Below are 13,132 nucleotides of genomic sequence, written 5' to 3'. Positions count from 1 at the left end.
AGGAACACCCATGACCGTTATTCCGACTATTGATATCGTTGATGCTCTCGCGGCTGAATATGCAGCTAAAAGTCCGCGCGAGATTTTAGAACTTGCATTAAGCCAACAAGGTGAGATCGCAATTTCGTTCTCAGGAGCAGAAGATGTAGTCTTAATTGATATGGCTTCACGTTTAGGTAAACCTTTCCGTGTTTTTAGTCTTGATACAGGCCGTCTACACCCTGAAACTTATCAATTTATTGAAACTGTTCGTAAGCACTACAATATTAATATCGAGATTTGTTTCCCTGATGCGGAAGCTGTGCAAAGCATGGTGAATGAAAAAGGCTTATTTAGTTTCTTTAAAGATGGACATCAAGAATGCTGTGGCATTCGAAAAGTTCAACCTTTACGTAAGAAACTAGCGACCTTAGATGGCTGGATTACAGGTCAGCGTAAAGATCAAAGCCCTGGTACACGTACTGAAATTCCAGTGGTACAAGCTGATGCAGGCTTCTCTGGTCCGGGTAAGCAACTCATTAAATATAATCCGCTCGCGAACTGGTCTAGCGCCGATGTGTGGAGTTATATCCGCATGATGGAAATTCCATATAACCCTCTACACGAGCGTGGTTTTGTTTCGATTGGTTGTGAGCCATGTACACGTCCAATACTTCCAAATCAACATGAACGTGAAGGCCGTTGGTGGTGGGAAGAAGCAACACAAAAAGAATGTGGCTTACATGCAGGTAACTTGAAAAAATAGTTCGGTATAAAAAAACCACTGATGAATCAGTGGTTTTTTTTACAGTTATATCTCGTACACAAAGTCATATTTAATCTGTAATAAACGCTATATACTAAATTTACGGTTCTATAATTCTAATAAGAGCTCAGTTAAGGGCTTCTTAGAAAAAAGCATGAGGCACAACGAGTTATGCGTCCATTACACCCTATTGATTTTATTTTTCTATCACTAGAAAAAAGACAACAACCGATGCATGTTGGCGGATTGTTTTTATTTGAAATACCTGAAAATGCCCCTGAAACTTTCGTTCACGATTTAGTAGAAGAAATTCGCCAATCTAAAAGTATTCCTGTTCCACCCTTCAATAACCGTTTAAATGGTCTATTTTGGGATGAAGATGAAGAGTTCGATATCGACCACCATTTTCGCCATATTGCCTTGCCTCATCCTGGCCGGATTCGTGAATTACTGGTTTATATTTCCCAGCAGCACAGCTCTTTAATTGATCGTGCAAAACCACTTTGGACGTGTGACATTATTGAAGGGATCGAAGGCAATCGTTTCGCGATGTACTTTAAGATTCATCATGCCATGGTTGATGGTGTTGCAGGCATGCGCTTAATTGAGAAGTCTCTGTCAAAAACACCACAAGAAAAACATGTGGTTCCACTTTGGTGTGTAGAAAGTAAAAGAACAAAACGCTTAAAAGTACCAAAACCAAGCACAAGTAAGATCAAAAGTATTTTAGGTGGTATCAAATCACAGCTTGAGGTGACCCCTAAAGTCATGCAGGAATTATCGCAAACCATTTTTAAAGAAATGGGTAAAAATCCTGATTATGTCTCCACCTTTCAGGCTCCGGTTTCAATTTTAAATCAACGTGTAAGTGCTTCACGTCGCTTTGCAGCTCAATCTTTTGAATTAAGCCGTCTTAGAAAAATTTCTAAAGCGCTTGGTGTAACGATCAATGACGTCGTACTTGCTGTGTGTTCTGGGGCATTACGTGAATATCTGATTAGTCACAACAGCCTGCCTAAAAAGCCTCTTATTGCCATGGTTCCTGCTTCCCTACGCACAGATGACTCTGACGTGAGCAATCGTATTACCATGATTTTGGCAAATTTAGGAACCCATAAAGACCAACCTCTAGAGCGGCTCGAAATCATTCGTCGTAGTATGCAAAATTCAAAGCAACGCTTTAGCCGCATGACCGCGAATGAGATTTTAAACTATAGCGCTGTTGTTTATGGTCCAGCTGGACTTAACATCATGTCTGGGATGCTTCCTAAGCGTCAGGCATTCAATTTAGTGATTTCCAATGTACCTGGCCCACGTGAGCCGCTTTATTGGAATGGGGCGAAATTAGATGCACTCTACCCTGCTTCTATTGTCATGGACGGGCAAGCGCTCAATATTACAATGACAAGCTATCTGGATAAGCTTGAAGTAGGTTTAACAGCATGTCGAAATGCTTTACCTAAAATGCAAAACCTTTTAACGCATCTTGAAGATGAGATTCAACGGTTTGAAGAAATTATTGAAGAGAAACAGCTGAAACATCATTCAGCGAGTTAGGAAAAATTAAGGGGCTTTAAAATGGCCCCTTATTTTTTAATTGCGCGGCACTGGTTAAGCAACTGATGACATACTGAACGAATCATTGCAGTTGTGATTGGTACTTCTTTACCTTGGTCATTCAACATATAGCAGCTATTGACTGGCGTGCTTTCTAAAACATGTTTAAGACCGTTGCTAATTAAGTTTTCACTTACATTCATGGGTTATACCTCTTATTGTTTGCTAAGACGTTTAATAGGGAGAACGTCTAGGGCTACTGTATGTAAGTAGTATTTAAAATTCATGAATGAAAGTAAAATTTCAGTTGTAACAAGGATTAAGCGATATCTTGTTACAACTTTAACTTAAAATGATATCGTATTGCTCTTGCGTATATAAATTTTCGACCTGAAATTTAATAACTCTGTTGATAAAATGCTCTAAATCCGCCACTGCAGGTGCTTCTGCTGTTAATAATCGGTCAATCACAGATGGATGAGCAACGACAGTAAAGCCACTCGTAGACTCAAATGCACGGGTGTAGCGTAATATCTCTCGAAATATTTCGTAACACACTGTCTCTGCAGTTTTGACAAAACCACGCCCCTGACACGTTGGACACGATTCACATAACAAGTGTTCTAATGATTCACGTGTACGTTTACGTGTCATTTCTACCAGACCAAGTTCAGAAACCTGTGTGATTTTGGTCTTGGCATGATCACGTTCAAGCATTTTTTCAAATTGACGCATCACTTCTTCACGATGAATCGCTTCTTGCATGTCAATAAAATCAATAATGATAATGCCGCCTAGATTTCGTAGTCTAAGCTGACGCGCAATCACCTGAGTCGCTTCCATGTTGGTCTTAAAGACAGTGTCTTCAAGGCTACGGCCACCAACATAAGAGCCTGTATTGACATCTATTGTGGTCATCGCCTCAGTCTGGTCAATCATTAAATAACCGCCAGACTTTAAAGCAACACGTGTTTGCAGTGCTTTTTGGATATCTTCTTCAACGTTGTAAAGATCAAATAATGGACGCTCACCCGGGTAATGAATCAGGCGACTTTGCATATTCGGAACAAACTCATCTACAAACTCACGCAGTTTTCCATGAATCTCTCTCGAATCGACATAAATCTTTGCGGTTTCTTCACTTGCCAGATCACGGATAATTCGTTGCGGTAGCGGTAGTTCCTCAAAAATTAAGGAAGGTACTGCCACATCAACTTGCTTACGCTGAATATATTCCCATAACTTACTGAGGTAGCACATATCTTGTGCTATTTCGGCTTCATCTACCCCTTCAGCAGCAGTACGAACAATTACGCTACCGGGTAAATTATGCTCCGCCTGAATGCTCTCAATAATATTACGTAGCCGATCACGCTCTTCTTCAGACTCAATGCGCTGAGAAACACCAATATGGTTACCATATGGCATAAGAACTAAATAGCGAGAAGGAATTGAAAGATCTGTGCTCAGGCGAGCGCCTTTAGTACCGAGCATATCCTTCATCACCTGAACGGTAAGAATCTGCCCTGGATGAAGTAGTTCAAACACATTTGGAGTTGGCTGTGAACGTGGCCAAACCATATCATTAATATGCAAAAAGGCCGTTCTGGATAAACCGATATCAACAAAGGCCGCTTGCATACCCGGAAGCACACGTACAACTTTACCTTTGTAGATATTGCCGACAAGTCCACGTTTAACTGTACGTTCAACATACAGCTCATTAACAGTTCCATTTTCGATTAATGCCACCCGACACTCCATAGGTGTGACATTAATAAGTAGTTCTTCTGACATACATAAACTCAAAGCATTATAAAATTTTTATTAAAGAGTCAGAGGGACTGTTAATGTAGCTTTGTCCATTGTTCATCGACAATGCAATTCAATCAAGAATTATCAACAACCCCTTATGTCTTCACTCTTTTGAATAACTGTGAAAATTCGTACAAAGGAAGCCCTACCACATTACTATAACTTCCTTGAATTTTGGGAATATATTGTGAAGCAATTCCTTGAATTGCATATGCACCGGCCTTCCCTACAGGTTCTCCTGTGGCCCAGTAATCTTCCATATCTTGCGTAGTTAAAGATGCAAACTCAACTTGGGTCTGCACCACCTCACTTAAGATTTGTTGCTGTGTTGCAATACAAATTCCGGAAAATACATCATGCCAACGACCAGATAATTGTTTCCAGATGTCAAAGGCATGCTGCTTTGAGTCAGGTTTACCAATAATCTGACCATCCAGCCCAAGGCTCGTATCTGCTGCAATAATCACTGAATCTGGAAAAATGTTTAATACAGCTTGGGCTTTTTCTCTCGCTAACCGCTCTACATATTGGTGAACCAGCTCACCTTCATGAACAGATTCATCAATATCAGGGCTATAGATTTCAAAATTTAAGCCCAGTTGTTGCAACAACTCTCTCCGACGCGGAGAACTAGAAGCTAAAACTAAATGCGCCATTTTGCTAAACAATAATAGACAACAGGCCAAGTTAAGATACTTGTCATCAATGGTTGCCAATGTCGAGCAATCGAAAAATGAATGCCCCCCATCGTTTGAGTCACCCACATAAACGCTAAGTGAGCAATAATCACCAATGTAGCAATTGTCCATAAATTACCAAAAGTCAAAATACGGCGTTCGCGTATTAAAAATCGGGTAATAAACGTGACAATAACAAAACTCAGTGCATTTAATCCTAAAGGTGCATCAAGCAATAGATCTGTAAAAATCCCCATACCAAATGCGAACCACACCCCACACCATGTTGGCTGGCACACAACCCAAAACAACATAATCATAAGCATGAACAATGGTCGCCAGCCCGAGATGTCGTAAGATAGTGGATAGATCATGAGGACAGACCCCACAATTATAGAGAGAATAATTCCCCATAATGGATCTTTACGCTTCTCACGTTTCAACTTAGCGATCGGCATATGGTTGCTCCTTCGCTAATGAGTCAGAGAAAAGTACAACAACATGATGACCAGTTGCTAATTGTGCTGCTGGTGTAACATCAATTTCAGCAAACTCACCTGAATTATGGCGACGGATTTTAGCCACCGTACCCACGGCATAACCTGCTGGAAAATGCTCACCTAAGCCTGAACTTAATACTTTATCGCCGACCTGAATATTTGCACTCGTTGGCACATATTCCATTTTCAAACGGCCTAAATCACCAGTACCCGAGACAATTGCACGCATACCTGTACGCTCTAAACGAACAGATAGAGAATGCTCTTTGTCAGAAAGCAGCATCACACGTGAACTATGAGGATATACATTGATAATTTGCCCCATAATCCCTTTATCATCCAGAACCGTTTGACCAACTTTAAGATGATCCATTGCACCACGGTTGATAATGATAATGTGACGAAGCGGATCGGCATCTGTCCCAATCACTTCCGCAATTTCCATACGACCATCAATAATTAATGGTGTATCGAGTAAACCACGTAAGCGGGTATTTTCAGCAGATAATTCAGACAGCTTCTGCAAGCGGACCTGAGCCTGTAATAGCTCAGCCTGCATTGCAGTGTTTTCACGGCGCAGTTGTGTTTCAGATTTAGTTTGTTGATTCAGCCATTCTCTCGACAGTACCGGATAACTTGCAAGTGCATAAATTGGATTATATGCAGCGTACAAGACATCCCTTGCTGGCTGAATTACATAAGGCATGCGCCAATCAAAGAACAGCACCACCAAGCATGTAATGACCGCAATAATGAACGAGCGGAAAGATGGCGGCTGTCTTGAAAAAATATTCGGTTGCACCGCCTAATCCTTAAACTTAACCGACGAAAAGCATGTCATGGTTCGGGTTGTCGAAGAATTCCAATACTTTACCACCACCACGGGTTACACAAGTAAGAGGGTCTTCAGCAACAACAACTGGTAAACCGGTTTCTTGAGCTAATAATTTATCAAGATTACGAAGTAACGCTCCACCACCTGTCAACACAATACCGCGCTCAGCAATATCAGAAGAAAGTTCAGGAGGAGTTTGTTCAAGTGCAGATTTCACCGCGCTTACAATACTTTGTAACGGGTCAGAAATTGCTTGAGTAATTTCATCAGAAGTTACGGTAATTGCACGAGGTACACCTTCTGCGAGGTTACGGCCACGTACTTCAATTTCTAATGTCGTACCATCAGAAACAGCCATACCAACTTCTTTTTTAATAATTTCAGCTGTGGTTTCACCAATTACGCAACCGTGAGCTTTACGAACATAATTGATAATTTGCTCATCAAATACATCGCCACCAATACGTAAAGAATCAGCATAGACACAACCTTGCAATGAAATAATTGCAATTTCAGTTGTACCACCACCAACATCCACAACCATAGAACCACATGCTTGTTCAACTGGCATGCCAGCACCAATTGCAGCAGCCATTGGCTCTTCAATTAAGCGTACATCACGAGCACCCGCATTAAATACGGCTTCACGAATTGCACGGCGCTCGACCAAAGTTGATTTACATGGTACACATACAACTACACGAGGTGCAGGTGGGAACAAACGTTTTTCGTGAACTTTACCAATAAACTGATTCAACATGGTTTCAGTCACTTCAAAATCTGCAATTACACCGTCTTTCATTGGACGAATTGCAGAAATATTCGCAGGTGTACGGCCTAGCATTTGCTTAGCATCTAGACCTACAGCAGCAACAATTTTTTGTGAACCACTGTGACGAATTGCCACAACTGTTGGTTCATTTAATATAATGCCGCGGCCTGGTGCATAAATAAGTGTATTTGCTGTACCTAAATCAATGGCTAGATCCGGCGAAAACAAGCCAATTAGTCGTTTTAGAATCACGGTTCGTTCTCAGTTAAACTTTCATGTGGATGCAAGGTGGCAACTTTAAACTAAATGTGATGATTTGAACAAGTCAATCGCTTATTATAACGCACGATATTTTGAAAATTTTTAATACTGATTAGGTGATGTTATGTCTACATCGGATGCACAGCATTCAGCAGATTTAAATGCACAAACAGTTTCAGCAATCGCCAATCTTGCTCGATTGTCGCTCAATGATACGCAATCTGCTGAATATGCTCAAAGTCTAAATAAAATTTTAGGCATGATGGAAACCTTAAAAGGCATTGATACGGAAGGCGTAGAACCTTTAAAGAGTCCTTTTGACAATCCTCAACCTTTACGTGCTGATGTGGTAACTGAAAGCAATCATCGGGACGAATACCAAGCAGTTGCACCTGCAACTCAAGATGGTTTGTATCTTGTTCCTCGCGTGATTGAATAACTTTCAATCAATCAACCCATCCTCCCTATTTTGAATGTAAAGAAATTTTACTCATGACTGATTTACATCGCTTATCAATTCGCGAACTTGCTGAAGGCTTAAGCCAAGCGAAGTTTTCATCTCGCGAATTGACTGAACATTATTTAAAACGTATTGCTAAAATCGACCCGCAAGTTAAGAGCTATGTGACGGTTACTCCAGAACAGGCACTTTGCGAAGCCGATGCTGCCGATGCTGCATTAAAAGCTGGCAATGCAACTGCTTTAACGGGTATTCCTCTTGCCCACAAAGACATCTTTTGTACCAAAGGTATTAAAACCACTGCTGGTTCAAAAATGCTCGATAACTTCATTTCACCTTACGATGCAACCGTTGTTGAAAAAACTAAAGCAGCTGGTCTGGTTACTTTAGGTAAAGTGAACATGGATGAGTTTGCGATGGGCTCAACTTCTGAGAGTTCATATGTAGGTGCAACGAGTAACCCTTGGGCACTTGACCATGTTCCTGGCGGTTCATCTGGTGGTTCTGCTGCGGCTGTAGCGGCTGATTTAGCACCATTTGCTACAGGTACCGATACAGGTGGCTCAATTCGTCAACCTGCTTCTTTCTGTGGTTTAACAGGCTTAAAACCAACTTATGGTCGTGTATCTCGTTTCGGGATCATTGCTTATGCATCATCATTAGACCAAGCAGGTCCAATGGCACGCTCTGCTGAAGACTGTGCTTACCTGATGAATGTAATTGCAGGTCACGATGCTAAAGACTCAACTTCGGTTAAAAAAGAAGTCGATGATTACGTTGCAAACCTAAATAACACATCTGTAAAAGGCTTACGCATTGGTATTCCTAAACAATACTTTAACGTTGCAGGTTTAGATGCGGACGTAAAAGCACGTGTTGAAGAGTCTTTGAAAAAGCTTGAAGAAATGGGCGCAACGCTTGTTGAAATCGACCTCAACATGACTGAAGCATATGTACCAACGTATTATCTCATCGCGCCAGCGGAAGCATCTTCTAACTTGTCACGTTATGACGGTGTTCGCTACGGTTACCGCTGTGAAAACCCAGCTGACTTGATGGATCTTTACAAACGTTCGCGTTCAGAAGGCTTCGGTCCAGAAGTTCAACGCCGTATTTTAATTGGTACATACGCGCTTTCTGCGGGTTATTACGATGCTTACTATGTAAAAGCACAAAAAGTACGTCGTTTAATTCAACAAGACTTCTTAAAAGCTTTTGAAAATGTAGATGTAATTGCAGCACCTGCTGCACCAACAACTGCCTACAAAATCGGTGCATCTTTAGACCCTGTTGAAATGTACTTAGGCGATATCTATACCATCGCAGTGAACTTAGCGGGCTTGCCAGCGATTAATGCTCCTGTTGGTTTTGATAAAGACAACTTACCAGTAGGTTTACAGTTAATCGGTAATTACTGGTCAGAATCACAATTGTTGTCGATTGTTCACCAATACCAACAAAACACTGACTGGCACACCAAACGTGCGGCAATTGCTGAGGAGAATGCATAATGGCTGAAGCTCAAAAGTTGAAATTGATTGACGGTTGGGAAGTCGTTATTGGTATTGAGATTCATACTCAGCTTGCAACCAATTCTAAAATTTTCTCAGGTTCATCAACTGAATTTGGTCAAGACCCAAATACACAAGCGAGCCTTGTAGACTTGGCGATGCCGGGTGTATTGCCGGTTTTAAATGAAAAAGTGGTTGAACTCGCAATTCGTTTTGGTTTAGGGATTGATGCTTACATCGACCAAGCTTCAGTATTTGCACGTAAAAACTACTTCTATCCTGACTCTCCAAAAGGCTATCAAATTAGCCAAATGGATAACCCGATTGTGGGCTTGGGCCATATCGATATTCAGCTTGAAGATGGTACGACTAAACGCATTGGCGTAACTCGTGCTCACCTTGAAGAAGATGCGGGTAAGTCTGTGCACGACCAATTTGAAGGTATGTCTGGCATTGACTTAAACCGTGCTGGTACGCCTTTGCTTGAAATCGTTTCTGAACCGGACATGCGTTCGGTTGAAGAAGCTGTTGCCTACATCAAAGCAATTCACACACTAGTACGTTGGTTAGGTATTTCTGACGGTAACATGGCTGAAGGTTCATTCCGTGCGGACTGTAACGTGTCTTTACGTCGTCCGGGACAGCCATTCGGTACACGCTGTGAACTTAAAAACCTCAACTCATTCCGTTTCATTGAGCAAGCGATCAATGTAGAAATTGAACGCCAAATGGAAATTTTGGAATGGGGCGGCGAAATTGACCAAGAAACTCGTTTGTTCGATCCAAATAAAATGGAAACACGTTCTATGCGTTCTAAAGAAGAAGCGAATGACTACCGCTACTTCCCTGATCCAGACTTGTTACCAGTAATTATTCCAGATGAGCAAATTGAGGCCATCAAAGCAACTATGCCTGAGTTGCCAGCAGCACGCCGTGCACGCTTTATTGCAGACTTTGGCGTAACTGAATACGACGCACACGTACTTACGCTCTCACGCGAAATGGCGGACTTCTATGAAGCTGTTGTTGCTGCGGCTGGTGGTGCGAAGCAAGGTAAAATTGCTGCAAACTGGGTAATGGGTGAATTCTCTGGTGCTTTAAACAAAGCGGGCCTAGAGTTAACAGACTCACCTGTTTCTGCTGAACAGCTTGGTGGCATGATTGCGCGTATTATTGACAACACCATTAGCGGTAAAATTGCTAAACAAGTCTTTGGCTTTATGTGGGAATCGGAAGGTAAATCTGCCGATGACATTATTGCGGAAAAAGGCTTAAAGCAAGAAACTGACACGGGTGCAATTGAAGCAATCATTAAAGAAGTACTTGCAGCCAATGAAAAAATGGTTGAAGAGTACAAGTCTGGTAAAGAAAAAGCCTTTAACGGTCTTGTTGGTCAAGTCATGAAAGCTTCTAAGGGTAAAGCTAACCCTGCACAAGTAAATGAATTAATGAAAAAATTGATTGGTTAATTTCATTAACTAACTCAACAAAAAAGCCTCGATTTATCGGGGCTTTTTTATATGACCTACAAGATACACTTCGACTAAAGAATATTCTTTTTTCTAAAAAATCACATAACGGCTGTGCTAATTTAAATTAAAAATTGAAATCACTTATATTTTAAAAAGAGGGATAAATCATGTCTAAAAAGATTTTAATGTTGGTCGGTGACTATGCAGAAGACTATGAAACTATGGTTCCTTTCCAGTTCTTAACTGGTTTGGGTTATACCGTGCATGCTGTTTGCCCAAATAAAAAAAACGGCGATCATATTGCGACGGCTATTCATGATTTTGAAGGTGAGCAAACTTATAGCGAAAAACGTGGCCACAACTTCGCGATTAACTATGATTTCGATGCCGTTAATACCGAAGACTATGTAGGTTTAGTCATCCCAGGTGGTCGTGCGCCAGAGTATTTACGCATGAATGAACGTGTTGTCGAAATTGTACGTGAATTCGATAGAGTGAAAAAACCAATTGCAGCCGTATGCCACGGTGCTCAGTTACTCGCTGCAGCAGACATTTTAAAAGACCGCCTCTGCTCGGCTTATCCAGCATGTGCAGCCGAAGTAAAATTAGCAGGTGGGCAATATGCAGACATTGCTGTAACTGATGCCGTTACCGATGGACATTTAGTAACGGCTCCGGCTTGGCCTGCACATCCAGCTTGGTTAGCACAATTTGTGAAAGTTTTAGGCGCTAAGATTAGTATCTAAATAAGATTCTTCACCCCAAATACAATAAAGCCTGCATTTAGATAGCAGGCTTTATTACTAAAATAGAAAACTAGATTTTTATCTTGTAATTCCTAATTTATTCCAAATTTCTGGTGTTAAAAATGTTGTCACCAATTTATTTAAATCGATATAACGTAATGTGCCCTGCAACTGCTGTTTAACGGCTGGGTCTTTAACAATATCTTCACCCGCACTTTGGCCTAACTGCTGGAAAGCCTCCCCAACAGCCTTCACACCTTCAGCCTGAATTACAGCTTTGGTCTGAGCAGAACATTGCTCTACAATTATCCGCTGTAAAACCTGAGCCAGTTTTTGGTCTAACTGATCTTTTTGCTCAGGCGTTACATTACTAAATGCTTTTAAATCTGGATGAGCCGCTAAAGCTGTAAATGTCCATTGGAGCACCGTAGTTTTATCTGAAGCTGTTGTTGCTTTAACTAAACAATCACTGAGCTGATCAACTGTTGGACCAGCCATCGCGATTTGTGTTGCGCCCAGTACAGTCGCCGCCACACATATTGAACGGCTCAGATGTGAAAACTTACGGCGAGCAATAGCATAAAGATGACGTGACATAGGTCTAGCTCCAATAAACAATCTGTACTTTTTATCACAGAGTCACCAAAGTTACCTGTTATGACTCTGTAACCGCAAAATACTTACTTTACGACTGATTCAATGCGATCAAGCTCCCACACTCCACCTGCTGCCAAGCCTTTACACATACCCGTCCACATATCCTTAGTATGCACAAAACTCTTGCCGACCCATACCCATTCTTCACTTGCCCAGCAATCTCCAATGCCTCGTCCCTTTTGAGCACTACTAATAATACCGCTATCAAAATCTGAGGCGGACTCAGTTACAAACGCAGCCTTACCGTTTAAAGACTCATCGAGTACCCATGCCCCATACCCTTCGTTATAAGCCCCTCTCCAACACAATGTAGTCGCCAGAACTTTCTTATTGGTTAGTTTATATAGCTCAATTTTCTGTGGTTCGGCTCCATCACTATTACCACCATAAATACCTTCACAAAAGCCGTCTTCTTTCGGATTCGGTTTAGCAGCTATCAAACTATGGTGTATTGCTTGGTACTGTTTATTTTTAGGCTGTAAAGTTAAATAAGGTTTGGTTGAAGTCTTAATACGCTTCACAACTAGTTTTGGTTCAGGCATAAGCACTTGATTTTCATTGGCACTGCCCTTTTTAACCAAAGCACCAACAGTCCCTATACGCTTCTGAAAATCATCCATCTTTAATAATACGGCAGTCATCCCAGCATCGGAAATTTTCCATTTATGCTGTGTATTTTTAAATAAAATTTCGGTCTTCTGTTTCGACTGCTGTAGTAGAGCATTGACTTGCGAGCTGTTTAGCTTACCCATAATTGGCAGCTCAGTACCGTCCACACCCACCGCACCTAAATCTTTGCCATTTATATAAAAATGGATATTTTTAAGCTGGTTTGCAGGTATGCTTTGTTCATAGTCAGACAAAGCAAACTCAATCTGCACAGGTTGTTTTGGGCCTGCTTTACGTGTTAATAAAATTGAAGCGGGATTATCACCATTTTCTTCATTTTGATATCCTGCGGCCTTACAGGTGCCCGTATTACTGCAAGAGATTTCCCACTCTTGGTGAGAAAATGAAATACCTTTTACATCTTGAGCAAAACTATAAGAACTTATTACTGCCAAACAACAAATTGAAAGTATATTTTTCATTTTTTCATGTCTCTACACGTCTGTTTTATTATG

The 13,132-nt window shown here is 41.2% G+C and carries 14 protein-coding genes; 6 read left to right on the top strand and 8 right to left on the bottom strand.

The window, feature by feature from the left end; translation table 11 throughout:
• Positions 1-10 precede the first annotated feature (10 nt).
• Both G9371_RS09040 and G9371_RS09035 read left to right on the top strand, forming a co-directional pair.
• Positions 11-745 carry a phosphoadenylyl-sulfate reductase gene (locus tag G9371_RS09040; RefSeq protein WP_029424809.1) on the top strand — a complete coding sequence of 245 codons (735 nt, stop codon included), beginning with the start codon at positions 11-13 and terminating at the stop codon, positions 743-745.
• Between the two features lie 171 nt (positions 746-916).
• Positions 917-2,302 carry a WS/DGAT/MGAT family O-acyltransferase gene (locus G9371_RS09035; RefSeq protein WP_001247585.1) on the top strand — a complete coding sequence of 462 codons (1,386 nt, stop codon included), beginning with the start codon at positions 917-919 and terminating at the stop codon, positions 2,300-2,302.
• A 29-nt stretch (positions 2,303-2,331) separates the two neighbouring features.
• Here the strand turns inward: G9371_RS09035 and G9371_RS09030 are convergent, their stop codons facing one another.
• From G9371_RS09030 to G9371_RS09005, 6 genes are all read right to left on the bottom strand, one after another.
• The gene (locus tag G9371_RS09030) at positions 2,332-2,505 is read right to left on the bottom strand and encodes a PA1571 family protein (RefSeq protein WP_001103036.1); all 174 of its coding nucleotides are present in this window, start codon (positions 2,503-2,505) and stop codon (positions 2,332-2,334) included.
• Positions 2,506-2,644: 139 nt separating this feature from the next.
• Entirely contained in the window at positions 2,645-4,099 is a 1,455-nt protein-coding gene (rng, locus tag G9371_RS09025) for a ribonuclease G (RefSeq protein ID WP_001288187.1), read from the bottom strand.
• 113 nt (positions 4,100-4,212) lie between these two features.
• Positions 4,213-4,773 carry a Maf-like protein gene (locus G9371_RS09020; protein ID WP_000940844.1) on the bottom strand — a complete coding sequence of 187 codons (561 nt, stop codon included), beginning with the start codon at positions 4,771-4,773 and terminating at the stop codon, positions 4,213-4,215.
• Complete coding sequence (gene mreD, locus G9371_RS09015; protein ID WP_001121008.1) at positions 4,761-5,252, bottom strand: rod shape-determining protein MreD; 492 nt, start codon at positions 5,250-5,252, stop codon at positions 4,761-4,763. Before mreD ends, G9371_RS09020 begins: the two co-directional genes overlap by 13 nt.
• Positions 5,239-6,096, bottom strand: coding sequence for a rod shape-determining protein MreC (gene mreC / locus G9371_RS09010; protein WP_001182997.1), 858 nt, complete (start codon positions 6,094-6,096; stop codon positions 5,239-5,241). The genes mreD and mreC overlap by 14 nt, the downstream gene beginning before the upstream one ends.
• Before the next feature lie 16 nt (positions 6,097-6,112).
• Positions 6,113-7,153 (bottom strand): rod shape-determining protein, encoded by a 1,041-nt coding sequence (locus G9371_RS09005; RefSeq protein WP_000601379.1) that lies wholly within the window; start codon positions 7,151-7,153, stop codon positions 6,113-6,115.
• 133 nt (positions 7,154-7,286) lie between these two features.
• Between G9371_RS09005 and gatC the strand changes: the two genes are divergently transcribed.
• From gatC to G9371_RS08985, 4 genes are all read left to right on the top strand, one after another.
• Positions 7,287-7,601 carry an Asp-tRNA(Asn)/Glu-tRNA(Gln) amidotransferase subunit GatC gene (gatC, locus tag G9371_RS09000; protein ID WP_000107699.1) on the top strand — a complete coding sequence of 105 codons (315 nt, stop codon included), beginning with the start codon at positions 7,287-7,289 and terminating at the stop codon, positions 7,599-7,601.
• A gap of 53 nt (positions 7,602-7,654) precedes the next feature.
• Entirely contained in the window at positions 7,655-9,133 is a 1,479-nt protein-coding gene (gene gatA, locus G9371_RS08995; RefSeq protein WP_029424810.1) for an Asp-tRNA(Asn)/Glu-tRNA(Gln) amidotransferase subunit GatA, read from the top strand.
• Complete coding sequence (gatB, locus tag G9371_RS08990) at positions 9,133-10,602, top strand: Asp-tRNA(Asn)/Glu-tRNA(Gln) amidotransferase subunit GatB (protein ID WP_000796648.1); 1,470 nt, start codon at positions 9,133-9,135, stop codon at positions 10,600-10,602. The genes gatA and gatB overlap by 1 nt, the downstream gene beginning before the upstream one ends.
• A gap of 170 nt (positions 10,603-10,772) precedes the next feature.
• On the top strand, positions 10,773-11,351 hold the full coding sequence (locus G9371_RS08985) for a DJ-1/PfpI family protein (RefSeq protein WP_000037732.1): 579 nt from the start codon (positions 10,773-10,775) through the stop codon (positions 11,349-11,351).
• Positions 11,352-11,429: 78 nt separating this feature from the next.
• On the opposite strand, the gene G9371_RS08980 is transcribed toward G9371_RS08985, so the two are convergent.
• On the bottom strand, positions 11,430-11,948 hold the full coding sequence (locus tag G9371_RS08980) for a hypothetical protein (protein ID WP_000086443.1): 519 nt from the start codon (positions 11,946-11,948) through the stop codon (positions 11,430-11,432).
• Between the two features lie 83 nt (positions 11,949-12,031).
• Complete coding sequence (locus G9371_RS08975) at positions 12,032-13,099, bottom strand: DUF1176 domain-containing protein (protein ID WP_029424811.1); 1,068 nt, start codon at positions 13,097-13,099, stop codon at positions 12,032-12,034.
• Between the last annotated feature and the right edge of the window lie 33 nt (positions 13,100-13,132).

This window comes from Acinetobacter sp. EKM10A (assembly GCF_011075215.1).
Lineage (GTDB): Bacteria > Pseudomonadota > Gammaproteobacteria > Pseudomonadales > Moraxellaceae > Acinetobacter > Acinetobacter baumannii.
Note: the sequence above shows the minus strand (reverse complement) of the source record. Positions and strands in the feature narration are given on the sequence as shown.

Bases quoted from the DNA above. Each gene is read 5' to 3' on its own strand.
- G9371_RS08985 (WP_000037732.1), top strand. From the start codon at position 10,773: ATGTCTAAAAAGATTTTAATGTTGGTCGGTGACTATGCAGAAGACTAT.
- G9371_RS09030 (WP_001103036.1), bottom strand. From the start codon at position 2,505: ATGAATGTAAGTGAAAACTTAATTAGCAACGGTCTTAAACATGTTTTA.
- gatB (WP_000796648.1), top strand. From the start codon at position 9,133: ATGGCTGAAGCTCAAAAGTTGAAATTGATTGACGGTTGGGAAGTCGTT.
- G9371_RS09035 (WP_001247585.1), top strand. From the start codon at position 917: ATGCGTCCATTACACCCTATTGATTTTATTTTTCTATCACTAGAAAAA.
- G9371_RS09040 (WP_029424809.1), top strand. From the start codon at position 11: ATGACCGTTATTCCGACTATTGATATCGTTGATGCTCTCGCGGCTGAA.
- gatA (WP_029424810.1), top strand. From the start codon at position 7,655: ATGACTGATTTACATCGCTTATCAATTCGCGAACTTGCTGAAGGCTTA.
- G9371_RS08975 (WP_029424811.1), bottom strand. From the start codon at position 13,099: ATGAAAAATATACTTTCAATTTGTTGTTTGGCAGTAATAAGTTCTTAT.
- G9371_RS08980 (WP_000086443.1), bottom strand. From the start codon at position 11,948: ATGTCACGTCATCTTTATGCTATTGCTCGCCGTAAGTTTTCACATCTG.
- rng (WP_001288187.1), bottom strand. From the start codon at position 4,099: ATGTCAGAAGAACTACTTATTAATGTCACACCTATGGAGTGTCGGGTG.
- mreD (WP_001121008.1), bottom strand. From the start codon at position 5,252: ATGCCGATCGCTAAGTTGAAACGTGAGAAGCGTAAAGATCCATTATGG.
- gatC (WP_000107699.1), top strand. From the start codon at position 7,287: ATGTCTACATCGGATGCACAGCATTCAGCAGATTTAAATGCACAAACA.
- G9371_RS09020 (WP_000940844.1), bottom strand. From the start codon at position 4,773: ATGGCGCATTTAGTTTTAGCTTCTAGTTCTCCGCGTCGGAGAGAGTTG.